The following is a 23517-nucleotide window of genomic DNA, read 5'->3' as shown; positions in this document are numbered from 1 at the left end:
AAAGAGCCATCATGTCGTTCCTGTCGCCGCAACGCCTGACCATGCTGATCTTCTTCCTGCAGCCGATCGCCTTCGGGTCGTGGCTGCCGCGCATCCCCGATGTGCAACAGGCGCTGGGGCTGGGACCGGCGGGATTGGCGATTGCCCTGCTTGGCCTGCCCTGCGGCACCTTGCTGACGCTGCCCTTTGCCGGGCCGCTGGTGGGCAGGATCGGCCCGCGCATGGCGATCCTTTTCGGCTTCGTGCTCTATACGATTGCAGCAAGCCTGCCCGCCTTTGCCATGAACCCGGTCATGCTGTTCGTGGCGCTGATGCTTGCCGGCTCGACCATTTCCTTCGTCGAGCTGGGCCTCAACGTGCAGGCTGACGCCGTGGAAAAGGCCACCGGCTCGGTGATCATGACCACCTCGCATGGTTTCTGGTCGGTCGGCATCATGGTTGGCAGCCTGATCGGCTCGGGCCTTGCCGCCGTGGGGCTCGAGGCCAAATGGGCGATCATGACGGTGGCCATCATCGTGCTGCCGGTCGCGCTGGTGGTGGCGAACATGCTGCCCAGCTACGCGCCCGACGCCCCCAAGAGCGGCGAGCCGCAACGGTCGGTCTGGGCGTTTCCAAGCTGGGCGCTGCTCGGTATCTGCTTCTTCGTCTTCGGCATCACTATGACCGAGGGCGCCATGGCCGACTGGTCGGCAATCTTCCTGCGCGACGCGCTGGGCGCCGAAGCGGGCATGGTGGGGCTGGGCTATTCGGTGTTTGCCATGATGGTGGCCGCCGGCCGGTTTGGTGGCGACACGCTCAAGCGCCGCTTCGGCGCCGTGGACACTGCCCGCATCTGCGGCACCCTGGCCGTGTTCGGCGCGGTGCTGCTGTTCTTCGCACCCAATACGGCCGTGGCGCTGGTGGGTTTCGCGGTGATCGGGCTCGGCGTGTCGGTGGGCTTCCCGCTGGCAGTGACCGCTGCCGCGAGCCTCACCGACCGCACCGCTTCGGCCAATGTGGCGATCCTGAGCTTCATCGCGCTGCTCGGCTTCCTCGTGGGCCCGCCGGTGATCGGCTTTGTTGCAGAACATTTCGACATGCGCGTGGGCATTGCGTGCCTGGTGCCGGTGCTGCTGGTGAGCCTGTTCCTCACGGGGCGCCTGGCCACCGGCAAGGCAGCGCCCAAGGCCGACCTTGAAGCCGAAGTTCCCGGAGTACTGTGATGCGGATTGCCGTAGCGGGCCTACATACCGAGTGCAGCACCTATAACCCCGTTCTGGCGCGGGAAGCCGATTTCCGGGTGCTGCGTGGCCCGGCCATGCTGAAGGATGCCTATTTCGATTTCCTGACGCATTTCCCCGCCGAATTCACCACCATCCTGCATGCCCGCGCCATTGCAGGCGGACCGGTGGAAAGAGGCATCTACGATACGTGGAAAGCCGAAATCCTTGCCGGGCTCAAGACGGCGCTTCCTCTTGATGGCGTCTATCTCGCTATGCATGGCGCGATGTTTGTCGAAGGCCTGTTTGATGCCGAGGGCGACTTCATCTCGGCGGTGCGGCAGGTGGTGGGCCCCGACGTGCTGATCGCGGCGAGCTATGACCTTCACGGCAATATCAGCCAGACCATCATCGACAATCTCGATATCTTCTCCACCTATCGCACCGCCCCGCATATCGACACGCCAGACACGATGCGGCGCGTCGTGAACATGCTGGTACGCGCACTGCGGACGGGCCAGCGCCCCGTATTGGCCTGGGCGCCTGTGCCGGTATTGCTGCCGGGCGAGCGGACCTCCACCCAGGACGAGCCGGCGCGCAGCTTTTATGCGCAGATCGAAGCCGTCGAAGACCCCACCGGCATCTGGGATGCCTCGTTCCAGGTGGGCTATGTGTGGGCCGACGAACCCCGCGCCACGGCCTGCGCCGTGGTGACCGGCATCGACCGCTCCGCCATGACGGAAGCCGCGCGCCATCTGGCGCAGGACTATTGGGATCTGCGCGAGGGCTTTGTTTTCGGCACCAAGGTCGGCAGCATTGCTGAATGCGTCGATTGGGCCATGGCCGCGCCCACCGGCCCCGCCGTGCTCGCCGAATCAGGTGACAACCCCACCGGCGGCGGCGTCGGCGACCGCGCCGAAGTTCTGGCGGCGCTGATCGCCAAAAAAGCGCAGGGCGTGGTGTTTGCCGGCATCGCCGACAAGGCGGCCACCGACGCGGCCTATGCCGCTGGTGTGGGTGCAAAGCTCAAGCTGCATATCGGCGCCTCGCTCGATACGTCCAGCCAACCGGTGGACACCGAAGCCGAGGTGCTGTTCCTGCTCGAAACCGACCAGGCGCAGCTGCGCGAGGCCGTAGTGCGCATTGGCGGCATCGATCTGGTGCTATCAGCGCGGCGGCGGCCCTACCACAATATCCCGGACTTCACCCGGCTGGGGCTCGACCCGCGCACGGCTAAGATCGTCGTGGTCAAATCAGGTTACCTCTCGCCCGACCTCGGCCCTATCGCCAATCCGAGCGTGATGGCCCTGTCGCCGGGCGTAGTGGACCAGTTCGTTGAGCGCCTGGAACGCAAGCACAAGAACGCGCCGCAATATCCCTTCGACAAGGGCTTTGCCTTCAGCCCCAAGGTGCTGTGGTCAGCGCGCGCCCGTTAGAACCAAGAAGGGCCCGTGTGATACGGGCCCTTTGACATCAGCTTTCAAGAAGCATCGCGATTTCGGTGCGCAGGTCGCGCAGCCCGTCGCCACGTTCCGAAGACGTGAGGATGACGCGCGGATGCGCAGCGGGGCGCTTCAGGATAGCGGCCTGTGTCGCGGCGACCACCTTGTCGAGTTCCTTCTTGAGCGGCTTGTCGGCCTTGGTCAGCACGATCTGGTAGCTCACTGCCGCCTTGTCGAGCTCGTTCATCACCGTCAGATCATTGTCCTTGGGGCCATGGCGCCCATCGACAAGCACATAGACGCGGCGCAGCGTGGCGCGGCCGGTCAGATACTGATGGATCAGCTTGGTCCACTGCCGCACCTTGTCTTCCGGTGCGCGGGCATAGCCATAGCCGGGCATATCGACGATGCGCAGGTTTTCACTCTGGCTCTCGAAGATATTGAGTTCCTGCGTGCGACCGGGCGTATTGGAGGTGCGCGCTAGGCCCGACGTGCCGCAAAGCGCGTTGATCAAGCTCGACTTGCCGACATTGGAGCGCCCGGCAAAGGAAATCTCGACCTTGTCCATCGGCGGCAGGTCGGCGATGCGCACGCAGCCCTTGGTGAACATGAAGGGGCGCGCAAACAGCAGCCGGCCGCGTTCGATGATGTCGGGCGAATAATCGACGTCGCTCATGATGGTACTCGCTTCAAACGATAAGCCCGCCGGAGGGGTCCGGCGGGCAGTAGCACGATTGATCGGTTGTGGCGATCAGGACTTGGTGGGCTCGGCGGTCTTGGGCTTGCGCTTGAAACTGTCGAGGATGTTGCCGATCAGGTTCACCTCGACGCCGTGGCGCTTCATGATGAACCACTGCTGGGTCACCGAGAGGGTGTTGTTCCAGGCCCAGTAGATCACGAGACCCGCAGGGAACGTGCCCAGCATGAAGGTGAAGATCACCGGCATCCAGTTGAAGATCATCGCCTGGGTCGGATCGGGCGGCGGCGGGTTCAGCTTCATCTGGACCCACATGGTGATGCCCATGATCACGGGCCAGACGCCCAGATGCAGGAACGAACCGATGAAGGGCAGCACGGTCGGATCCCACGGAATCAGCCCGAACAGGGTGAAGATGTTGGTCGGATCGGGCGCAGCCAGATCCTGGATCCAGCCGAAGAACGGCGCATGGCGCATGTCGAGGCTGATGAAGATAACGGTATAGAGCGCGAAGAAGACCGGGATCTGGACCAGCACCGGCCAGCAACCGCTGAGCGGATTGATCTTCTCGCGCTTGTAGAGCTCCATCATCGCCTGCTGCTGGGCAGTGCGATCTTCCTTGAAGCGCTCCTGGATCGACTTCATTTCCGGCTGGACGCGACGCATCGCGGCCATGGAGGCGAAGGAACGGCTGGCGAGCGGGAAGAAGATCGCCTTGACGATAACCGTCACGGCCAGGATGGCGAGGCCGAAATTGCCCAAGACGCCATAGAGGAACGTCAGCAGGTAATACATCGGCTTGGTGATGAAGTGCAGCCAGCCCCAGTCGATCAGCAGCTCGAGGCGGTCAAAGCCATACTGCTTCTCATAGGCAGCGATAACGCTTTCTTCCTTGGCGCCGGCGAACAGATAACTTTCATGGGAAGCCGTTGCACCGGGTGCAACCACGACCGGCGTCGTCTCGACGAAGCTGGTCTGGTAGTCGTCATAGGTGCCGGTGTTCTTCCACGAGAACAGCGCGTTGATCGAGGCGTCGGGCTTGGCCAGCGCGGCGGTCGCCCAGTACTTGTCCGAGAAGCCCAGCCAGCCGCTCGTATTGTCGAAGCGGGCCTGCTGATCCTTCTGCAGATCGGTGTACTTCTTGGAAATCAGGTTGTTGTCGCCGAGAACGCCATGCGGGCCTTCATGCTGGATGAAGAAGTTGGCGACCTTGGGCGTGCCGTGACGGGCGATACGGGCATAGGGGAACAGCGCGACGTCGCCGCCGGTATTGTTCTCGACCGCCTGCGTGACGGTGAAGAGGTAGTGCTCGTCAACCGCGAAGGTGCGGCGGAACACCAGGCCCGCGCCATTGTCCCAGCGCAGGGTCACCGGCGTCGCGGCGGTCAGCGTGGTGTTGGCACCCTCGACGGTCCAGACGCTCTTGCCATCGGGAACGGCAATCGAGGCGCCCGAAGCGGGCACCCAGCCCTGCTCGGCGAAATAGGCATTTGGCGCGCCGGCCGGGGTCAAAAGGGTAATGATGGGCGAATTGGGATCGACCGTCTCGCGGTACTGCTTGAGCTCGAGGTCGTCGAGACGCGCGCCGGTGAGGTTGATCGAGCCATGCAGGTCTTCAGTGTCGATGACGACACGGCTCGATGCAGCAAGGGCAGCGGCGCGGTCAGCATAGACAGCGGTGCCATCGGCGGCCGGCGCAGCAGCGACGGTGGTCGTGCCGTCGGCATTGACGGTAACCGTGGGCGTCGCAAGGGCGGCTTCGGACTGCGCCTGCTCGGCAGCAATCTGAGCCTGCTGCTGTGCACGCTCCATCTGCGGACCGGCAACGAAGAACTGCCAGCCGAACAGCACGAACATGCTGAGCACGATGGCAAGGATCACATTGCGATTGTCGTTCATTGTCTCGGTTTCCGTGGGCCGCGGCCGGAAGATTGGCGCTCGTCGGACGATTTGGGATTATGCACCCGCACTATCAGTGCGCCCAGATCGGCAACCAGCTTGGCAAAGGGTTCGCTGAGGGCTTCCCTCCGCCCGACCAGCACATAGTCATGGTGGGGCACAAAGTCACGCGCACATGCTGTCACAGCCGCGCGAAGGCGGCGCTTGATGCGATTGCGCTGTGGGGAATTGCCGGTTTTCTTGGTGACGGTGAAGCCGATGCCCGGCTCGGGCTCGGCAACCGCCACAGCTTGCAGCCCAAACGCAGAACGCCCGGCGCGATTGCCCCGGGCGGCCCGTTGAAACTGCGAACGCTTGATGAGCCGGCGCAATGGCTTGGCAGGCGGCTCCATGGCCGTCATCCGGCCAGCTGGCCTTAGGCCGTAAGCTTCTTGCGGCCGTCGCGGCGGCGCTTATTGATGATCGCGCGACCGTCCTTGGTAGCCATGCGGGCACGGAAACCGTGACGGCGGGCACGCACGAGCTGGGATGGCTGATAAGTACGCTTCATGACATCAAACCGCGGCTAGCACGGTTCCTCTTTTTGGGCTCTGCTCAAAGCAAGAATTTCGGACACACATCAAGCGCTGGGCGCCCACGGTGCGGGTTGTCGGGGTCTATAGGGAAAACTCGGCACCAAGTCAACGCGAGTCCTTGCACTTCCCCACGCCCGTCGCCCGGTTGTCATCGCGACAATATCACACCATAAGTTCCACCAAGCTTCTATTCTGGCCGTTGGCGGTAATGGCAGACATCATCAAACCCGATCTCTGCGTCATCGGCGCGGGTTCGCTGGGAATCGAACTTGCGATCAGCGCCCGGCAGCGGGGGCTCGATGTTGTACTGGTCCGGCGCGACATAGCGGAGGCCGGCGACGGCCCGCATGCCAGCCTGCAGCGCGCGGCTTTTGTTGCCAGCGCCGCGCGGGCGCAGGCCATGCGCAGTGCCGCCACGCTGGGACTCAATAATAGTGAGCCCAAGCCCAATTTCCGCACCATTGGCGAGCACGCCGCCGCCATCGCCGATTCCGTCTCGCCCTGCGACAGCGACGAACGGCTGACCGCACTGGGCATCACGGTGCTTTCCGGCGCGCCCCGCTTCATGGACAAAAGCACGCTGCGCTGCGGCGACACTACGATCCGCGCCCGTCAATTTGCTTTGGCGACTGGCGCCGCCCCGGTGATTCCGGCGCTGCCCGGCCTCGACCAGGTCGCATTCTTCACGCCCGACACCATTGCCGACAACTTGCGCAAGCTGAGCCACCTGGTGGTGATCGGCGGCGAACCCGCGGCCTTCGAACTGGCTCAGGCCTATCACCGGCTCGGCTCCAAGGTGACTGTCGTGCCACAAGGCGGGCTCCTGCCCGGTTTTGATCCCGAACTGGTGGCGCCCCTGCTGCGCAGCCTGCGCGAAGAAGGGCTGGCCATTCTTGAGGACGCCGAGGTTACCGCCATCGTGCCGCGCAGCCAGGGCACCGGCGTCACCCTGCTGCGCGCGGGCGGCGAGGACAGCCTCGACGTCTCGCATATTCTTGTCGCCATGGGCCGGCTGCCCGATCTCGACCCGGCCCTGCTGGAAAAAGCCGATCTGCGGCGCGACCGGATCCGCGCTGATCACCTGCTGGTTGGCCCGGATGGTCAGACCTCCAATGGCCGAATCTCTGCCCTGGGCGGCGCTGCAGGGCAATTTGAACCCCACCTCGCCCGGCTGCAGGCGGGCCTGCTGCTCGATCGCCTTACCGGCCGGGGCAAGTCCCGCTTTGATCCACAGCAAGCGCCCCGCCTGCTGATGACCGAGCCCGCTCTGGCGCAGGTCGGCCTCATGGACGGCAAGGCTCCCCTGCGCGCCGGCCAGCGCGTGCTGCGCGCCAATCTCGCCGAGAATAACGCCGCGCGCGCCCTTGGGGCGCCCCATGGCACCGGCAAGCTGGTGGTCAACGCCAAGGGGCAATTGGTGGGCGCCGCCCTATTGGGCTCCGGCGCTGGCGAAACAATTGCCATGCTGGCCCTGGCCATGGCGCGCGGCCTGCCGCTGGCCGAGCTGGCCCGCCTGGCCCTGCCCCAGCCGAGCCTTGCGCAGTTGCTGGTGACGCTGGCGGAGGAGTTCGCTGCCGAGCAACCCCGCTCCAGCTGGACCCGGCGCTTCACCGCACGCCGCTGACGGCTCCCAACGACTCCGGGCAGGGGCTTACGAACGGGCCTGCTTTGCCTATAATGGGTTGAAATGACAGCCGAACGTAGCGTCCTGCCCGGCCGGTTTTCCGGCCTCTCGAACAAGCTCATCGCCACGATCATCGCGGTGATCCTTCTGGTCGAGATCGTGGTCTACCTGCCCATGCTCGCCAGCTTCCGCGTCAGTTGGCTGGATGATCGGCTACGAGTCGGCGTCGTGGCCGCCCGCGTGCTTGATGCGGTGCCCGATGTCATGGCCATGCCGCGCGACCTCACCGACCGCCTGCTGACCTCCGCTGGCGCCCACGCCATCGTCTATCGCCGCGAGGGGCAGACCCAGCTGATCGAACTGGCCAACCCGATCACCCCCGACGCCGTCGTCACCGCGGACATGCGCCAGCGCGACCCGATGACTCTTCTGCTGGGCACCATCGACACCCTGTTTGCCCCGCCCGGGCGCACCCTGCGCATCGTGGGGGAAAGCGACATCGATACCAGCCTGATCGAGCTGCTGATGTTCGAGCGCCCCCTGCGGCAGGACATGCTGGCCTATTCGCGCCAGATCGGCATCGTGTCGCTTGCCATCGCCGCCGCCACCGCGGTCGCGCTCTATCTGATGGCCAGCTATCTCTTCATCGATCCGGTGCGCCGGCTGACCCAGAATATCCTGGCGTTCCGGCAGGCGCCGGAAAATGCCAGCCTGGTGATTGTACCCTCGAACCGGCGCGACGAGATCGGCATTGTCGAGCGCGAGTTGGCGGCGATGGAATCAGACCTGTTCTCCATGCTGCGCCAGCGGCGGCACCTGGCAGACCTCGGGCTGGCCGTCGCCAAGATCAATCATGACCTGCGCAACACCCTCACCTCGGCGCAATTGCTGTCCGACCAGGTGGCGACGCTTGATGACCCCAAGGTCCAGCGGCTGGCGCCCCGACTGGTGACAACCCTCGACCGCGCGATCGGCTTTGCGCAATCCGTGCTCGATTACGGCCGCGAAACCGCAGCGCCGCCCGCTTTGGCCCCGGTGGCGATTCGTGGCCTGATTGACGAGGCCGCCTTCGACGCGCGCCTCGTAGGCCATCCCAGCATTGTCTTCAGCAATGGCGCCCCCGAGGATCTGGTGCTCGACGTCGATGCCAACCAGCTCGGCCGGGTTTTTCTCAACCTGCTCAAGAATGCGCGCGAGGCACTCGAATCGAGTTCCGCCACCACCGCACCCGAGGTTTCGGTGCTGGTCAGCGAGAATGAGGAGGGTGTTACACTCTCGGTTGTGGATAACGGGCCGGGCCTGCCACCCCGTGCGCGACAAAATCTCTTCGTCGCTTTTGAGGGCTCGGCGCGTGCTGGTGGCACCGGGCTGGGGCTGGCAATCGCCCGGGAAATCGCGGAAGCCCACGGCGGACGGCTGGTTCTGGTCGACCAGGAACACGGCACCAGATTCGACCTGATCCTGCCCGCCGCGCGCCGCATTCGGGCATAGGGTTGTGAGCATTAGCAAAAAACTGTGACGGGTCGCTTGCCAACCCCCAACCACCCATGTATGGGTTGCGCCGTTCCGGACAAGACGCACTTAGCGCTCCCCGGAAACCACCGTTCCAAACACGGTAATGCGCGCCCGTAGCTCAGCTGGATAGAGCACCAGACTACGAATCTGGGGGTCAGGAGTTCGAATCTCTTCGGGCGCGCCATTTGGAACGAGAGCTGCTGACGCGGGCTCTATTGCACTTCCATAAGTACATATCATGACGATGGCTTTGAGCCAGAAATCCTGACGTCTCGCCTCCGCGGGCAGAGGCTGATTATCCGTCACTCTCAGTAATTCGCCGGAATCAGACCGGGCCAGTATTCCGCGTCACTACCTGGCCGGCGACCGAAGATGGCCTGGCCGACACGGACCACGCTGGCCCCCTCCTCGATTGCCGCTTCGAAGTCGCCGGACATGCCCATTGAGAGCTCGGTGATCTGCGCGTTCAGGCGCTCGGCCTGGTCCCGCAGCGTTCGAAGCAGGCGGAAGCACGTCCGCACTTTTTCCGTGTCAGCCGAGAAGATGGCCAATGTCATCAGCCCCTTCGGCCGCAGGCGGGGATAGGCCTCCAGGCGTTCGATAAACGGCAGGAGTTGATCGGGCGAGAGACCGAACTTGCTTTCCTCCCCCGACGTATTGACCTGCACATAGACATCAAGGGTTCGGCCTTCGGCCTCGAGCCGGCGCTCCAGTTCCGCCGCCAGCCTGACGCTGTCGAGGGCGTGAAATTCGGCGGCGAGCCTCACCAGATATTTGACCTTGTTGGTTTGCAGATGGCCGACGATGCTCCAGCGTATGTCCAGATCGGCGAGATCAGCGCTTTTGTCGCGCGCCTCCTGCAGCTTGTTTTCCCCGAAATCGGCAATGCCGGCCTGGTGGGCAAATCGCAGGATGTGGGCCGGCACGGTTTTGGTCACCGGCAGCAGCCTAACACTGTCGACGGACCGGCCGCTCCGGCGGGCTGCAAGCGCGATGCGGTCTTGAACGGCGAGCAGGTTCGCCCCAAAGGTCTTTGCGGGGTCGGTGCCGAAGCGCTGGATATCGGCCTCCGACAGCCTGTTGCTCTGGTCCACCATCACTCGCTATTCCGGGCAGTAATCAAGGTCCGGGCATCTTGAGCGATCGGCGCCGCAGTATTCCCCACCACTTGCGGCTGGCGCGGCAGACCAATCGTGGCGCTTAGCGACCTGCCTGGGCCATGGACGCCATGATGCGGGCCAGCTTGACCACCGCCAGTTCCATCTCGCCGGGGTCGTAAGCGGCAAACCCCATAAGAAACCCCGCCGCGCCATCGCCAGACGCATGCAAGCCCGAGAGCCCCATCAGTTCGATTCCCTCCGCGCGTGCGGCCGCGAGCACGGAAGCTTCGTCCAGTTCGGCCTTGAGGAAGCACGGCATCTGCAGCCCCCCGCTCGGCCTGCGCGGCTCCACCCACGCCCCGAGATGACGCGACACCAGTTTGACCAGCGCATCCAGCCGCGCCGCATAGAGACTGCGCATCGCCCGGATGTGCGACCCGAAATGCCCATTCTCCATGAACCTGGACAGGGTGTATTGCGGGATGGTCGCCGTGTGGCCGTCGAGCAGCGTGCGGGCGAGTGTCATCGGCTCGACAAGCTGCGGCGGCAGGACCGCATAGCCAATCCGCAGGCCGGGAAAGAGCGATTTGGTGAACGTCCCGATATAGATGGTGCGATCATGCGGATCGAGCCCCTGGACGCAGGCGGTCGGCTTGCCCGCATAGTGGAACTCGCTGTCGTAGTCGTCCTCGATGATCCAGGCGCCCTGGCGGTTGGCCCACTCCACCAGCGCAAGCCGCCGGTCGAGGGCCAGCGTTGCACCGGTTGGGAACTGGTGCGAGGGCGTGAGGAAGATGGCCTTGGCCGGCTGGCTCGATCCGATGACCGCCTCGGCGACAATACCCTCCTCATCGACCCGCACTGGCAGGCAGCGGAGCCCCGCCGCATCGAATGCCCTTCGCGCCCCGTGATAGACGGGGTCCTCGATGAAGATCGCATCGCCGGGATCGAACAACACGCTGGCGCAGAGCGCCAGGGCCTGTTGCGAACTGGTCAGCACCAACACGCGGGCTGCCGTGGCCTTGGCGCCCCGTTCGAGGTTGATGTGGTCGGCAATCGCCTGGCGCAGCCGCAGAGCGCCCTGCGGATCGCCCGCCTGCAGCGCAGCCGCGCCCATTTCCTTATAGACCTGCCGCTCCAGCCGTTCCCAGACCGCCATGGGAAAGGTCAGCGTTTCCGGCACGCCGTGAGCAAAGGGCACGACGGACTGGGCGCTGCGCACACCGCCGCCTGCGATGGCGGCCTCTCCTCTCCGGCTCAGGCCTGGCCTGCGCCCCTGCGACGGCACCTGCCGCGATTGGGCCCGGCGCCGGCCCGCAAGCTCGGGCATCTCGGCGACAAAGCTGCCGCTGCCCACCTTGCGCAGGATGAAGCCTTCAGAATGCAGCTGGCTGTAGGCCGCCTCGACTGTATCGCGCGATATCGAAAGCGACTGCGCAAGCGCACGGGAAGCGGGCAGCGGCTTGCCCGGAACCAGCACTCCATCGAGAATGAGCTGCTTTATCGCCCGTTGCACCCGGCCGTGGATGGGCATGGCGGCATATTCCGGGCGGGCAATATCCGCCTTAACAGATTCCAGCTGCGTGTGCTTGAACAATGGTCTGCCCAGTTTTGCCGAAATGGCCGGATAGAACAGTCCAATTGCGCCGTAAAAGTCAAGTTCGACCGACCGCTACCTAATCTGAACGTGATGCCGACTCAAATCTCCGCCCCCGCCGCTCGCCTCGCCGACCTTCTCCCCCCGATCGTGGCGGGCATGATCTCGGTGATCGTGAATTACGGCGGCACGTTCATCCTGGTTTTCCAGGCGGCGCAGGTCGCCGGCCTGAGTCCTGGCCTGACGGCCTCGTGGGTGTGGTCGGTCTCGATTGGCGTCGGCATTACCGGGCTGGTGCTGAGCTGGCGCTATCGCGAGCCGATCATCACCGCATGGTCGACGCCCGCCGCCGCCTTTCTGGTCACCGCATTGGCGACGACACCCTATGCCGAGGCGATCGGCGCCTACATCGTCTCGGCGGCCGCTTTCGTCGCGCTCGGGCTATCGGGCCAGTTCGACAGGCTGATCCGCATTATTCCGCTCGGCATCGCTTCGGCCCTGCTGGCAGGCGTGCTCCTGCAATTCGGCATTGGTGCTTTTGGTGCCGCCTCGCTGGACCCGGTGCTGGTCGGCCTGCTGATCGGCGCCTACCTCGTCCTGAAGCGGCTGGCCCCGCGCTATGCCGTCGTCGGCATTCTGCTGCTGGGCCTGGTCTTCCTGATCAGCCAGAATCGCGTCGACCTTTCCGGGCTGGAGCTGAACCTGGCAGCACCGATTTTCACCATGCCGGAATTCACCCTGAACAGCCTGCTCAGCGTCGCTCTGCCCCTGTTCCTGATCACGCTCTCCGGCCAATATGTGCCCGGCATGCTGGTGCTGCGAAATGATGGCTTCACGACCAGCGCCAACCCCATTGTCACGCTGACGGGGCTGGGCTCACTGGTCATGGCGCCATTCGGCTCCCATGCCTTCAACATTGCGGCAATCACGGCGGCCATCGTCACGGGTCCGGAAGCCCATGAGGATCCGTCGAAGCGCTGGATCGGCGGGATTGCCGCTGGCCTCTTCTATACGGTTATCGGGATATTCGGCGTGACCCTGGCGGCTGTCTTCACGGCCTTTCCCGCCACCTTCATCACCACACTGGCCGGATTGGCCCTGCTGGGAACGATCGGCAACAGCCTCGCGGGCGCTCTGGCAGATCCAACGACACGCGAAGCCGCCCTCATCACCTTCCTGGCTTCGGCCGCCAATATCCAGCTGCTCGGGATCGGCGGCGCCTTCTGGGGCCTGGTGATTGGTCTCTCGGCCTACCTCCTGCTCAACGTTGATTTCAAGAACCGGCAGGTCGCATCGGCGCTCACGGGCGAGGCCAAGTCATGACCGGCTCCGTCATTTCGATCCAAAGCCAGGTCGTGCATGGTCATGTCGGCAACAGCGCCGCGGTGTTCCCCATGCAGGTCAATGGCCTGCTGGTCGCTGCTGTGCCGACCGTATTGCTATCGAACAACCCGCATTATGAAACCCTGCGCGGCCAGGTGCTTGATGCCAGTCTCGTCGCGGATTTACTGACCGGCGTCGAAGAGCGCGGGCTCGTCGAAACCAGCAGATATATCTTCTCGGGATATCTCGGCTCCGCCGCCAATGGCGCGGTGGTCGCCGATTTCGTGCGCCAGGCCCGGCAGCGCAATCCCGGGATCGAATATATCTGCGACCCCGTCATGGGCGACGCGCATACGGGAACTTTCGTGCCCGATACCGTCGTCGAATGTATCACGTCCAGCCTCGCGCCCATGGCCGACATCCTGACCCCGAACCTGTTCGAGGTGAGCCTGTTGACTGGCGGGATACCACGCGATGTCGATGATCTGCACCGCGCGATCCAAATCCTTCCACGCCGGGATGGTGCCCGGATCGTCGTGACCAGTTGCCTGTTTGCCGACACGCCGCCCGATTGTCTCGAGAACATCGTATTCGAGCCCGCCGGCGTGACCCGCCTGCCCTCTCCGCGCCTGCCTATCGTGCCCGCCGGCACCGGCGATCTGTTCACGGGCCTGCTGGCTTCATCCCTCTCGGGCGGCAACGATCTGGTTTCATCAACGCGAAGCGCCGCCAGTGCGGTAACCCGGGTGCTGCGGCGGACCATCGCCGCGGGGACGCGCGAGATGCAATTATCCGTCGCAGACTTGCAAGTGATCGGCAGACCCTAATTCGTTCGACTCTGGTCCGGCAGAGGAGTAGCCTCCTTCTCGACCGGACCAAGCTGTTGCCCTGCGGGCACTCTGACCTTGCTGTTTTCCGGGCGTTCCCTGCGCAATCACGACAGGTGTCCTTCCCCGGAAGCGGTTTTGCGCATGGAGCTTTTCATGTTTCCCGAAAACGTCGTCCTCGAACTCGCCGTCACGCATGAGGGCGAGGAGCACAAGGCAACCTATTACATCGAAAACGGTGTCATCCACGCCCATATCAACGGCAAGAACTTGCGGCTGCCGCATGGCCACGCCCCCGTCGAGCAAACCGTCAGGGCCGTCCTGATCGGGATGCTCGAGCGGCAGGGCCGTTTGGCCCATCGCCTCGACGGTTATCAGGCCTGACAGCGGCCCAGGAACCGGCTCCCCGCCGACACGTTAGGTCTTCGTAGCGCCCCCCGGGCGCTGCACCTTTTTGTCGCCCCTTCTCGGTGCCCAGCATGCGGGGCTTTAGTGCATTGGCTCGCGATGACAAGCTTCCTGACGATTGGGCACTCCAATCGATCCCTTGATGATCTGATCGAGATGCTGCGCGCCGCCGAGGTGTCCTTGCTGGTCGACGTTCGGACCTTGCCACGCTCCCACGCCAATCCCGTCTTCAACATCGACACCCTGCCCGCTGACCTGGCAAAAGCGCAGATCGGCTACGAGCATTACCCCGCCCTTGGCGGCCTGCGCGCAAAGCAGCGGGGCATCGACGAGCAGACCAACGGGTTCTGGCACGAACGCAGCTTCCACAACTATGCCGACTACGCCCTCACCGACGCCTTCGCGGCCGCCTTGCAGCAGCTGATCGCTGCGGGCCGGAAACAGCGCCTGGCGATCATGTGCTCCGAAGCGGTCTGGTGGCGCTGCCACCGCAGAATCATCACCGACTACCTGCTTGCGAATGGCCACGCGGTAGACCACCTGATGTCACCCGGACGAACCGAGCACTCCACCATGACCCCAGGCGCCGTCCCCTCGCCCGACGGCAAGCTCACCTACCCGGCTGCGGTCACCTGACCCTGCTGCGAGGGATCAGGCGTTGGGGGCCGCCAGACGCCTTTTCAGGACATCGCGGTAGAGAATTCGGGCCTGCTCGATGTGGGCGCGGGCGACCTGGGCGGCGCGGGGGGCGTCGCCGGCCGCGACGGCTTCCAGGATCAGTTCGTGCTCGCCGACGATTTCGTCGCCACGGCCAGGGCTGTCGGCGACCAGCTGGCGGTAGCGCTCCAGTCCGATCATCAGCTGATCGAGCAGGCGGGCCGCGACGGCGTTGCCTGACATCACGCGCATCAGGGCGTGGAACTCAAGACCGGCCTGGAGCTGCAGTTCCATATCGCCAATCTGGGCGAGCGCGCGGATCCGACGGTGGATCTTGTCAAGGGGCTCGATCGGCACGGTGCCGTTGGCGACACGCTCGGCAACGCTCATAGCGATCAGCGCCTCAAGATGCTCGCGCGTGATGGAAAGCTGCTCCATGTCCTCGAGGGTCAGGGCCGGAATTTCAATCGAGCGGTTGGGTTCCCGGCGGATAAGGCCGATCATCTGGGCCTGATGCAGCACCTCGCGCATCGGCGTGCGGCTGATATCGAGCAGGCTGGTCAGTTCCTGCTCGGTGACAAAGACCCCGTCGGCGCGCGCCGGATCGCAGACCCAGGCAATGAACCGATCGAACAGCGGAATGGCGCGGTTCGCGCTTTCAAAACTCGACAAATATGTCGGCGGGCGAATGTCCATTTGTAGCACTCTAATCAGAGGCAGACGGTTGCATTCGGCATTGCCAATCTCGGTAGAGCATTGCGGCGGGCCTTGAAAGAAACCGTCGGCAGTTCAGGTCATCAGTATTGCGTTCGTCAGGAAAGCGCGTCGCGCCGCTTGGTCCAGATCAGTGGTCCACGGCCTCGTTCTTTGCCTGACATTTCCAAAGGTTCACAGAGGGAAACTGCAAGCGGCGGGGAACTTCCCCAGCGGCCCGGTCGGCCTGTGCGGGATTGTGCAGTTCCCTCCCCAATCCATCTTGTCGATCATTCTCAATTATGTATACAAGACGACAAGTATCCGCAAGTTGCCTTGGCAGGACAGAATTGCGGAAATGGGAGTTCGGGCGCGGGAGGCTATGGCCGCGTTGCCGAACCAGGGCTATCCGGGCGCAGGCGTTCGGTTGGGCATGAGGAGTCGGCTGGTGAGGAACGATCTCTTTGAGACTATTGCGGATCCCGTCCGGCAACTGCTGCCATTGGGCGGCGTCGTGCCGTCGCAGCACCCGGTCTCGCCTGTAGCCGCATGGCGCTGGTCCGGCTCGCCACTGCCCGAAGTCTACCTGGCCGGGAAGTGGGCAGCGCTGCTGTCGGTCAACGGCGTTCCCGTTGAACGTCTAGTTGACGCTGCTGTGGACACGGGGCGTCGCGACTGGCAGCGCATGCTGGTAGCCGAATTCTGCGCAGTCGCGGCCGCTGCCGGTGTTGAGGCCGAAGACGATTATCGGATCACCCGGGCGGGGGTGGGCGAGCAGCGCGTTCCGGCCACGGCAGAGGGCCTCGTCACCAGCATCTGGTTTTTCCTTGTCGGCGATGGCGTAGTGGACGCGCCCGACGCGCAGGCGGCCATTGCCGATTTTGGGCACCTTGGCGCGCCTGCCGAAGCCCTCACGGCGGCGCAGGTGGTGCTCGATCTCAATGTGCTCGAGCGCCTGGTGAGGCGCGATTTTGCCTATTGGGATCACGTTCCCGGTGAGTGGCTTGCGCGGCTGAACCTGATGCGCGCCACGGCGGTCCCGATTGCCCGGCAAGATCATATCGAGCGCATGCGCGACCTGATGGTCCTGCTCGGCGACGGCCATACGCGCGTCGACTCGGCCGATCGTGACTTGCTGGTCCGGGGCGTCCTGCCCTTCCAGATCGACTGGATCGACGATGCGCCAGTGGCGGTGGTTTCCGACCGCCGGGCGCTACTCGATCCCGATCATCCTTTCATCACCGCCATGGCCGGCGTCCCGATCCGCGAGTGGATGCGCGCTGCACGTCGCGCCGTGCCGCGCGGCACAACGGCCATGCGCCGCAACTGGATGGCGCGCGAATTGCGCCGCGTCGGCGCACTCGCGCCGCTGGTTGGGGCAGTCGTGGCAGGCGGGCGCGCGGCCGTGACGCTGAGCGACGACGCTGGCAGTTCCTGGGTGGATCGCGTGGTGGATCTCGTGACCACAGATCCAAAGGCCTCCGTGCCGCCGGTGGAAAGCCGATGGCTTGATGGCGATGTTGGCTATCTGGCCCTGCGCGGGCAGATGACCTCCGACCCCGTCGCCGTCGCGGCGACGCATGCCGCCATGCGTGACTTTTCCTCGGCCAAGGGGCTGGTGATCGATATCCGCGACAATGGCGGCGGCAGCCGGGACCTGCTCCGCGCCGTCATCGGATATCTGGTGCCGCCGAACGCGGCGATCGTGACCTCATGGGCGCGGCTGCGCCGCGATATCGGTGAGGACCCGGCCCGGGTTGAAGATGTGCTGCAGGGGCGCTTCATGCGGCCCTGGGACTGGTCGGGTTGGAGCGCGCCCGCGCGCGCTGCCGCCGCGGCTTTCGAAGCCCGGCATGTTCCCGAATGGCCCGCGCCGGAGGACGAGCGCTTCGGCCCGCTCAACCTGCTGATCGCCGAGCGGCTGCCCGAACATGGCGACGTGCAGCTGGATTGCCCGGTGATCCTGCTCACCAACATCCGCAATTACAGCGCCTCCGACATTTTTGCGTCGTCCCTGGCCGCAGTTCCCGGCGTCACCTTGCTGGGAACGCCCACGGCCGGCGGCAGCGGCTTTGCCCGCCGCAGTATGCTGCCGGGCAGCAGCACGACCATCCAGATCTCCACCATGGCCAGCGGCATGATTGGTGGCGATCTCTACGAAAACCACGGCGTCGTTCCTCAGGAAATCCTGTGGCCGACACTGGAGCAGTGGCGACACGACCTGGCGGGCGATCCGCTGGTTCTTCGAGCGTTGGAGCGCATCAAGCGCTGCCACCAAAGCAAAAACGCGTCGAATTTCGACTAAAACTAGGGAGAGTATCGAATGAAGCATACGCAGAAATGGCTGGCCGCTCTATCGGCAGCCACCCTGATGACCGCGGCCACCGGCATGGCGCCGGCAATGGCCCAGCAGACCCCAGAGGGTTGGATTTCGGTGACCGCCTGCGCGCCTGCCGCGCCGCTGATCCCGACCAACACTACTGAATCGTGCGGTTCGGACGTTCTCGACCCGATCCTGGCCGGTCTGGTGACGACCGATTCCAAGACGGGCGCGGTGATCAATGACATCGCCGAGAGCATTGAATCCACCGACAACACCGTCTTCACCGTCACCCTGAAGAAGGGCTGGAAGTTCCACGACGGCAGCGATGTGACCGCAGCGAGCTTTGTGGATGCATGGAACTGGGCTGCATACGCGCCCAACGGCCAGGCCACCAATGACTGGTTTTCTGACATCGTCGGCTATGCCGACCTGAACCCCAAGGCCACCGATGGCGGCAAGGCTCCCGAGCCGACCGTCAATGCCATGAGCGGCCTGCAGATCATCAACGATCATCAGTTCACGATCACGCTGAAGAATGCCGTGCCCGGCTTTCCGGCGCAGCTGACCTACAAGGCGTTTGCACCCTTCCCCGCCGCCTTCTTTGCGGACCCGGTCGCGTTCGGCAAGCACCCAATCGGCGCTGGCGCGTTCAAGATGGAATCGGGCGCACCGGACACCGGCTACAAGCTGGTCGCTTTCGCCGACTATCTCGGCGAGAAGCCTGCGATCGCCGGCATCGACATGCGCATCTATACGAGCAACGAATCCGCCTATAACGACCTGGTCGCTGGCAATCTCGACATGATGTCGGGCATTCCGCAGTCCAAGCTCGTCGAAGGTCAGTGGGAACGTGATCTCGAGGGCCGCGTTGTGGTGCAGCCACAGGCCTCGACCCGCGGTCTGGGCATGCCCTGGGGCGATGCCAATCCGCAGCTGGCCAAGTCCGAAGTCCGTCAGGCCATTTCCATGGCAATCGACCGCCAGACCATTATCGATGTCATCTTCAGCGGCATCGGAGCACCGGCGACCGGCTGGGTGCCACCCGGCGTCGAGGGCTATCAGGCAGGCGGTTGCGGCGAGTTCTGCACCTACAATCCTGAAAAGGCCAAGGAACTGCTGGCATCTGCCGGCGGCTATACCGGCGACATGAAGATCTTCTATGCCGGCGATTCCGACGCGAAGCCCGCGATGGACGCGATCTGCAACAGCATCCGCAACACCCTTGCGATCGAATGCCTGACCTCGGCGCTGGCAGACAATGCCTCGTTCCGCACGCTGACCCGCTCGGGTGAAGCGACCGGTCCGTTCCCCGCCAACTGGACCATGGACTACCCCTCGATCGACAACGCCATCGTGCCGATCTACTCGAGCAGCGGCTCGTCGAACCGCGGTTCCTACACCAACCCGGCTTTCGACGCCCTGATCGCCAAGGCGGACACCCAGAACCGTGAAGATGCGATCAAGTCGTATCAGGAAGCCGAGGCCCTGCTTGCCAACGACCTGCCGCGCATTCCGCTGTGGAACCCTGCGACCACGATCGGCCATTCGGCCAAGATCAACAGCCTGCTGGTGCAGTCCAACGGCCGCATCGACTATGCGAGCATTGTCCTGAACTAAGCACGACGGAGAGGCCCCAACGGCCTCTCCAAAACCGTGCCGAACAGACGCGAAGCCGGCGGCTCCCATACAGAGACCGCCGGTTGCGGTCCGCACGCCTGTGCGAAGAAGAGGTGATTGAGCGTAAATGACTGGGTACATCATACGGCGGCTGATGCAGTTTCTGCCCGTGCTGCTCGGCACCACTTTTGTCGTCTTTTGCCTGGCCTGGGGCATGCCGGGCGATCCGCTGGCGGGCAAATGCGGCGACCGGGAATGTCCGGAGGCCTATGTCGCGCTGGCGACCGAACAGTTCCACCTCGATCAGCCTCTGGTGGTTCGCTACGGCCATTACATCGTTGACCTCGTGCAGGGGGATCTGGGGACCTCCTTCACCGGCCGGCAGGTGAGCGAACAGCTTATGGCGGCGTTTCCGGCCACCATCCGGCTGGCGCTGCTGGCGGTGCTGATCGAAGTCGTCTTCGGCGTGGCCATCGGCGTGGCGTCGGCGCTGCGCCCGGGGCGCTGGTTCGACACCAGCAACCTGCTGGTCGGACTGGTGATCATCGCCTTTCCCGGCTTCGTCATTGCCAACCTGGCGCAGCTGATCTTCGGCGTGCGGCTCGGCTGGTTCCCCGTCACCGTCAACGACACGACGAACCTCTACCAATTGCTGCTACCGGCCATCGTGCTAGCGCTGGGGCACCAGGTGACACTGTCGCGCCTGACGCGCACCGCCGTGCTGGAAAGCCTCGAAAGCGACTATGTGCGCACGGCCCATACCAAGGGGCTCAAGCCCTCGCGCATCGTAGGCATCCACGTGCTGCGCAACAGCCTGATCCCGGTCGTCACTTATATCGGCAAGGATATTGGCGGCCTGGTTGCCGGTGCGGTTGTCGTGGAAAGCGTCTTCAACATCCAGGGCGTCGGCGGCCTGATCGTCCGCTCGATCCGCAGCCATGACGGCGTGACCATCGTTGGCGCGGTCACCGTGATCGTCGTGGCCTATCTCCTCATCAATCTGATCGTCGACGTCGCCTATGCGGCCCTCGACCCAAGGATCCGCTATGACTAATTCCGCCGTAGAGGGGCTCCCCGAGCGCGAGATCAAGGACCAGTCGCTGACCGGCGAGGCCATGGCCCTGCTGGCGCGCTCGCCCATGGTCTGGGTCGCGCTGGCCATCCTGGCCGTGCTGTTCGTCATGGCCTTTGCGCCTGGATTGTTCACCTCCGTCGACCCGCGCTATTGCGACCTGATGAAGGCGCGCAAGCCGCCCGAATTCGGGCACTGGTTTGGCTTTGACATTCAGGGTTGCGACGTGTTTTCGCGCACCATCCATGGCGCCAGCGCTTCGCTGTCGGTGTCGTTCCTGGCAACCATCGGCAGCACGCTGATCGGCGGCATTGTCGGGCTGATCGCCGGCTTTTACGGCGGCTCCACCGATGCCGTGCTGTCGCGCCTGACCGACGTTGTACTCGGCCTGCCCACGCTGCTGGGCGCCATCGTTATCCTCGCGACCCTCGGTTCGGCGCAGGACAGCGGCACGGTCTGGCCGATTGTCCGGCTGGCGCTGGTGCTGTCGGTTCTCGGCTGGGCAACGGAGTCCCGCCTGATGCGCGCCAGCGTGCTGCAAACCAAGCAGGCCGAATATGTGCGCGCGGCGCGCACCGCCGGTGCGGGCAACTTCTGGATCGCGCTGCGGCACGTGCTGCCCAACTCGATGGCGCCGCTGCTGGTGATGGCGACCCTGTCGCTGGGCGGCTATGTCGGCACCGAGGCAACCCTGTCCTATCTGGGCCTCGGCCTGCAGGCGCCGGTGATTTCGTGGGGGACCGCGATCAGCGACGCGCAGCCTTATCTGTCCAGCGCTCCCCACATGCTGGTGTTCCCAAGCCTGCTGCTGATCATCACCGTTCTCTCCCTGGTTCTGCTGGGGGAATCCGTGCGGCGCGCCTTCGATCCTCGGTCCCGGTAAGGTCTCATGTCCAATTCAGCACCTGAAAATACCGGCGCTCCGCTCCTCCAGATCGAAGACCTGTCGGTCGCCATCGGCAGCAAGAGCCATGCGGTTCCCATTCTGGATGGCGTTTCATTCTCGGTTGCGGCGGGCGAGATCCTCGCCGTGATGGGCGAATCCGGCGCCGGCAAGAGCATGACGGCGATGGCCGTGATGGGCATCCTGCCCCGTGCCGGTCGCATCACCCGTGGCGGCATTCGCTTTCGTGGCGAAGACCTGCTGGCCATGCCCGATGACCGCCGCCGCCAGTTGCGCGGGCCGCAAATGGCCATGGTGCATCAGGACGCCCCAACCGCGCTCAACCCCGTTTACACCGTGGGCTGGCAGGTCGCGGAGATGTTCCGCTCGCATCTGGGCATGAGCCGGGCCGACGCGCGAAGCCGCGCCATCGACCTGCTCGCCAGCGTGGGCCTACCCGATGCCGCGGCGCGGGCGCGGGATTTCCCCCACCAACTGTCCGGCGGAATGCGCCAGCGCGTGATGATCGCCATGGCCATCGCACTGGAGCCGGGTTTCCTCATCGCCGACGAACCGACAACGGCGCTCGACGTGACCGTGCAGGCGCAAATTCTCGACCTGTTGCGGACGCTGCAGGTCGAGCGCCGGATGGGCATGATGCTGGTGACCCACGATTTCGGCGTGGTCGCTGAAGTCGCCGACCGGGTGGCCGTGCTCTATGCGGGCCGCGTGATCGAGCTGGGCACGCCCGAGGCCATCCTCAACACGGCCGCACACCCCTATTCCAAGGCCCTGGCCGCCTGCGTGCCGCGCATGGATGTAGCCACGCCGCAATTGCCGGTGATTGCCGGACGCCCGGCAAGCCTGGCCGACGTGTCGCGTGGCTGCGCCTTTGCCCCACGCTGCCCGATGCGCCGTGACATTTGCAGCCAGGAGCGCCCGATCCTGCGCGAGGTTGCGCCCGGCCGGACGGCCGCCTGCCATTTCAGCGAAGAGGTGCTTGCCAATGCTTAGTGACCCGCCCGTCGCGGCCGTGGCCGACGCCCAGCCGCTGATCGAAGTGACCGACCTGGTCTGCCATTTCCCGGTGCGCGGCGGCATTCTGCAGCGCAAGAAAAAGCCGATCCAGGCCGTGGACCACGTTTCCTTTTCCGTGCAGCGCGGCGAGGGCCTTGGCGTCGTCGGCGAATCCGGCTGCGGCAAGTCGACCATGGCCAATGCCCTGATGCGCTTGCTGACCCCGACTGCCGGTTCGTTCCGCTTCGACGGCAGGGAAGTGTTCGGCCTTCAGGGAGAAGACCTGCGGCGCTGGCGGCGCGACGTGCAGCTGGTGTTCCAGAACCCCTACGCCTCGCTCGACCCGCGCATGACGGTCCGCCAGATCGTGGAAGAGCCATTGCTGGTCAATGGCCTCAACCTGCCTCCCGCCGAGCGGCGCGAGCAGGTGATGGCGATCCTCGATCGCGTCGGTTTCGATAGCCGGCATGCCAATCGTTACCCGCACCAGCTGTCCGGCGGACAGCGCCAGCGCGTCGGCATCGCGCGAAGCCTTGTGCTCAAGCCCAAGGTGCTGATCCTCGATGAACCCGTGTCAGCGCTGGACGTCTCCGTGCAGGCGCAGGTTCTCAACCTGCTGGACAGCCTGCGGCGCGAACTGGGCCTGACCTTCATCTTCATCGGCCACGACCTGTCGGTGGTGCGCCATGTCAGCGAGCGGATTGCCGTGATGTATCTGGGCCGGATCGTCGAGATCGGGCCACGCGATGCCGTTTTCGGGCAGGCGCGCCATCCCTATACGCAGGCCCTGCTCTCGGCAGTGCCCAGCCCCGACCATGCCAAGGGCGCGCGGGGCAAGCGCATTACCCTGCAGGGCGATCCGCCGAGCGCCGCCAACCCGCCCTCGGGATGCCGCTTCCGGACGCGGTGCTGGAAGGCAACCGCCCTGTGCAGCCAGATCGATCCGCAGCTGCAGCCGACCAGCGTTGCCGAGAACCACCAGGTGGCCTGCCACCATCCGGAGCCGCTCTGATAGCGGATTTCGGATCGGCCCCACACCATCAGACCCA

General features: G+C 64.6%; 21 protein-coding genes and 1 tRNA gene. 15 read left to right on the top strand and 7 right to left on the bottom strand.

The annotated features are described in order from the left end of the window. Positions 1 to 11 precede the first annotated feature (11 nt). Together ACZ5WT_RS08640 and ACZ5WT_RS08635 are read left to right on the top strand one after the other, a co-directional pair. Positions 12 to 1202: an MFS transporter gene (locus tag ACZ5WT_RS08640; RefSeq protein WP_464286962.1), complete on the top strand. Its 1191-nt coding sequence runs from the start codon at positions 12 to 14 to the stop codon at positions 1200 to 1202. Next, entirely contained in the window at positions 1202 to 2635 is a 1434-nt protein-coding gene (locus ACZ5WT_RS08635) for a M81 family metallopeptidase (protein ID WP_464286961.1), read from the top strand. Before ACZ5WT_RS08640 ends, ACZ5WT_RS08635 begins: the two co-directional genes overlap by 1 nt. 37 nt (positions 2636 to 2672) lie before the next feature. On the opposite strand, the gene yihA is transcribed toward ACZ5WT_RS08635, so the two are convergent. From yihA to rpmH, 4 genes are all read right to left on the bottom strand, one after another. Beyond that, complete coding sequence (gene yihA, locus ACZ5WT_RS08630; protein ID WP_464286960.1) at positions 2673 to 3317, bottom strand: ribosome biogenesis GTP-binding protein YihA/YsxC; 645 nt, start codon at positions 3315 to 3317, stop codon at positions 2673 to 2675. A 75-nt stretch (positions 3318 to 3392) separates the two neighbouring features. Then, positions 3393 to 5237, bottom strand: coding sequence for a membrane protein insertase YidC (yidC, locus tag ACZ5WT_RS08625; protein WP_464286959.1), 1845 nt, complete (start codon positions 5235 to 5237; stop codon positions 3393 to 3395). Continuing rightward, on the bottom strand, positions 5234 to 5629 hold the full coding sequence (gene rnpA / locus ACZ5WT_RS08620; protein WP_464286958.1) for a ribonuclease P protein component: 396 nt from the start codon (positions 5627 to 5629) through the stop codon (positions 5234 to 5236). The genes yidC and rnpA overlap by 4 nt, the downstream gene beginning before the upstream one ends. A gap of 23 nt (positions 5630 to 5652) precedes the next feature. Continuing rightward, complete coding sequence (gene rpmH / locus ACZ5WT_RS08615) at positions 5653 to 5787, bottom strand: 50S ribosomal protein L34 (RefSeq protein ID WP_046136922.1); 135 nt, start codon at positions 5785 to 5787, stop codon at positions 5653 to 5655. Positions 5788 to 6020: 233 nt separating this feature from the next. Between rpmH and ACZ5WT_RS08610 the strand changes: the two genes are divergently transcribed. The 3 genes from ACZ5WT_RS08610 to ACZ5WT_RS08600 all read left to right on the top strand — a co-directional run bounded on the left by ACZ5WT_RS08610 (position 6021) and on the right by ACZ5WT_RS08600 (position 9135). Next, positions 6021 to 7436 (top strand): FAD-dependent oxidoreductase, encoded by a 1416-nt coding sequence (locus tag ACZ5WT_RS08610; RefSeq protein WP_464286957.1) that lies wholly within the window; start codon positions 6021 to 6023, stop codon positions 7434 to 7436. Between the two features lie 63 nt (positions 7437 to 7499). Continuing rightward, positions 7500 to 8927, top strand: a complete 1428-nt coding sequence (locus ACZ5WT_RS08605; RefSeq protein WP_464286956.1) for an ATP-binding protein — start codon at positions 7500 to 7502, stop codon at positions 8925 to 8927. Positions 8928 to 9058: 131 nt separating this feature from the next. After that, positions 9059 to 9135 (top strand) — tRNA-Arg (locus ACZ5WT_RS08600). Between the two features lie 124 nt (positions 9136 to 9259). On the opposite strand, the gene ACZ5WT_RS08595 is transcribed toward ACZ5WT_RS08600, so the two are convergent. Further along, the gene (locus ACZ5WT_RS08595) at positions 9260 to 10048 is read right to left on the bottom strand and encodes a YggS family pyridoxal phosphate-dependent enzyme (RefSeq protein ID WP_464286955.1); all 789 of its coding nucleotides are present in this window, start codon (positions 10046 to 10048) and stop codon (positions 9260 to 9262) included. A gap of 103 nt (positions 10049 to 10151) precedes the next feature. Beyond that, positions 10152 to 11648 (bottom strand): MocR-like pyridoxine biosynthesis transcription factor PdxR, encoded by a 1497-nt coding sequence (pdxR, locus tag ACZ5WT_RS08590; protein ID WP_464286954.1) that lies wholly within the window; start codon positions 11646 to 11648, stop codon positions 10152 to 10154. A 93-nt stretch (positions 11649 to 11741) separates the two neighbouring features. Between pdxR and ACZ5WT_RS08585 the strand changes: the two genes are divergently transcribed. From ACZ5WT_RS08585 to ACZ5WT_RS08570, 4 genes are all read left to right on the top strand, one after another. Then, entirely contained in the window at positions 11742 to 12971 is a 1230-nt protein-coding gene (locus tag ACZ5WT_RS08585; RefSeq protein WP_464286953.1) for a benzoate/H(+) symporter BenE family transporter, read from the top strand. Beyond that, complete coding sequence (gene pdxY, locus ACZ5WT_RS08580) at positions 12968 to 13798, top strand: pyridoxal kinase (protein WP_464286952.1); 831 nt, start codon at positions 12968 to 12970, stop codon at positions 13796 to 13798. Before ACZ5WT_RS08585 ends, pdxY begins: the two co-directional genes overlap by 4 nt. A 156-nt stretch (positions 13799 to 13954) precedes the next feature. Further along, complete coding sequence (locus tag ACZ5WT_RS08575) at positions 13955 to 14182, top strand: hypothetical protein (RefSeq protein WP_464286951.1); 228 nt, start codon at positions 13955 to 13957, stop codon at positions 14180 to 14182. 123 nt (positions 14183 to 14305) lie between these two features. Beyond that, positions 14306 to 14842 carry a DUF488 domain-containing protein gene (locus ACZ5WT_RS08570; protein ID WP_464286950.1) on the top strand — a complete coding sequence of 179 codons (537 nt, stop codon included), beginning with the start codon at positions 14306 to 14308 and terminating at the stop codon, positions 14840 to 14842. 15 nt (positions 14843 to 14857) lie between these two features. Here ACZ5WT_RS08570 and ACZ5WT_RS08565 read toward each other — a convergent pair whose 3' ends face one another. Continuing rightward, complete coding sequence (locus ACZ5WT_RS08565) at positions 14858 to 15559, bottom strand: GntR family transcriptional regulator (RefSeq protein ID WP_464286949.1); 702 nt, start codon at positions 15557 to 15559, stop codon at positions 14858 to 14860. Between the two features lie 445 nt (positions 15560 to 16004). On the opposite strand from ACZ5WT_RS08565, the gene ACZ5WT_RS08560 reads away from it, so the two are divergent. From ACZ5WT_RS08560 to ACZ5WT_RS08535, 6 genes are all read left to right on the top strand, one after another. Then, a complete protein-coding gene (locus tag ACZ5WT_RS08560; protein ID WP_464286948.1) occupies positions 16005 to 17861 on the top strand; it encodes a S41 family peptidase in 1857 nt (618 codons plus the stop codon). An 18-nt stretch (positions 17862 to 17879) separates the two neighbouring features. Beyond that, positions 17880 to 19496, top strand: a complete 1617-nt coding sequence (locus ACZ5WT_RS08555) for a peptide ABC transporter substrate-binding protein (RefSeq protein ID WP_464286947.1) — start codon at positions 17880 to 17882, stop codon at positions 19494 to 19496. A 127-nt stretch (positions 19497 to 19623) separates the two neighbouring features. Further along, entirely contained in the window at positions 19624 to 20550 is a 927-nt protein-coding gene (locus ACZ5WT_RS08550; RefSeq protein ID WP_464286946.1) for an ABC transporter permease, read from the top strand. After that, positions 20543 to 21451, top strand: a complete 909-nt coding sequence (locus tag ACZ5WT_RS08545) for an ABC transporter permease (protein WP_464286945.1) — start codon at positions 20543 to 20545, stop codon at positions 21449 to 21451. The genes ACZ5WT_RS08550 and ACZ5WT_RS08545 overlap by 8 nt, the downstream gene beginning before the upstream one ends. 6 nt (positions 21452 to 21457) lie before the next feature. Continuing rightward, positions 21458 to 22465 (top strand): ABC transporter ATP-binding protein, encoded by a 1008-nt coding sequence (locus tag ACZ5WT_RS08540; RefSeq protein ID WP_464286944.1) that lies wholly within the window; start codon positions 21458 to 21460, stop codon positions 22463 to 22465. Continuing rightward, a complete protein-coding gene (locus ACZ5WT_RS08535) occupies positions 22458 to 23480 on the top strand; it encodes an ABC transporter ATP-binding protein (protein ID WP_464286943.1) in 1023 nt (340 codons plus the stop codon). The genes ACZ5WT_RS08540 and ACZ5WT_RS08535 overlap by 8 nt, the downstream gene beginning before the upstream one ends. The last annotated feature ends 37 nt before the right edge of the window (positions 23481 to 23517 follow it).

The sequence above is a fragment of the Devosia sp. T2-14 genome (assembly GCF_055397495.1).
Note: the sequence above shows the minus strand (reverse complement) of the source record. Positions and strands in the feature narration are given on the sequence as shown.

Bases quoted from the DNA above. Each gene is read 5' to 3' on its own strand.
- ACZ5WT_RS08640 (WP_464286962.1), top strand. From the start codon at position 12: ATGTCGTTCCTGTCGCCGCAACGCCTGACCATGCTGATCTTCTTCCTG.
- ACZ5WT_RS08635 (WP_464286961.1), top strand. From the start codon at position 1,202: ATGCGGATTGCCGTAGCGGGCCTACATACCGAGTGCAGCACCTATAAC.
- yihA (WP_464286960.1), bottom strand. From the start codon at position 3,317: ATGAGCGACGTCGATTATTCGCCCGACATCATCGAACGCGGCCGGCTG.
- yidC (WP_464286959.1), bottom strand. From the start codon at position 5,237: ATGAACGACAATCGCAATGTGATCCTTGCCATCGTGCTCAGCATGTTC.
- rnpA (WP_464286958.1), bottom strand. From the start codon at position 5,629: ATGGAGCCGCCTGCCAAGCCATTGCGCCGGCTCATCAAGCGTTCGCAG.
- rpmH (WP_046136922.1), bottom strand. From the start codon at position 5,787: ATGAAGCGTACTTATCAGCCATCCCAGCTCGTGCGTGCCCGCCGTCAC.
- ACZ5WT_RS08610 (WP_464286957.1), top strand. From the start codon at position 6,021: ATGGCAGACATCATCAAACCCGATCTCTGCGTCATCGGCGCGGGTTCG.
- ACZ5WT_RS08605 (WP_464286956.1), top strand. From the start codon at position 7,500: ATGACAGCCGAACGTAGCGTCCTGCCCGGCCGGTTTTCCGGCCTCTCG.
- ACZ5WT_RS08595 (WP_464286955.1), bottom strand. From the start codon at position 10,048: ATGGTGGACCAGAGCAACAGGCTGTCGGAGGCCGATATCCAGCGCTTC.
- ACZ5WT_RS08585 (WP_464286953.1), top strand. From the start codon at position 11,742: ATGCCGACTCAAATCTCCGCCCCCGCCGCTCGCCTCGCCGACCTTCTC.
- pdxY (WP_464286952.1), top strand. From the start codon at position 12,968: ATGACCGGCTCCGTCATTTCGATCCAAAGCCAGGTCGTGCATGGTCAT.
- ACZ5WT_RS08575 (WP_464286951.1), top strand. From the start codon at position 13,955: ATGTTTCCCGAAAACGTCGTCCTCGAACTCGCCGTCACGCATGAGGGC.
- ACZ5WT_RS08570 (WP_464286950.1), top strand. From the start codon at position 14,306: ATGACAAGCTTCCTGACGATTGGGCACTCCAATCGATCCCTTGATGAT.
- ACZ5WT_RS08565 (WP_464286949.1), bottom strand. From the start codon at position 15,559: ATGGACATTCGCCCGCCGACATATTTGTCGAGTTTTGAAAGCGCGAAC.
- ACZ5WT_RS08555 (WP_464286947.1), top strand. From the start codon at position 17,880: ATGAAGCATACGCAGAAATGGCTGGCCGCTCTATCGGCAGCCACCCTG.
- ACZ5WT_RS08550 (WP_464286946.1), top strand. From the start codon at position 19,624: ATGACTGGGTACATCATACGGCGGCTGATGCAGTTTCTGCCCGTGCTG.
- ACZ5WT_RS08545 (WP_464286945.1), top strand. From the start codon at position 20,543: ATGACTAATTCCGCCGTAGAGGGGCTCCCCGAGCGCGAGATCAAGGAC.
- ACZ5WT_RS08540 (WP_464286944.1), top strand. From the start codon at position 21,458: ATGTCCAATTCAGCACCTGAAAATACCGGCGCTCCGCTCCTCCAGATC.
- ACZ5WT_RS08535 (WP_464286943.1), top strand. From the start codon at position 22,458: ATGCTTAGTGACCCGCCCGTCGCGGCCGTGGCCGACGCCCAGCCGCTG.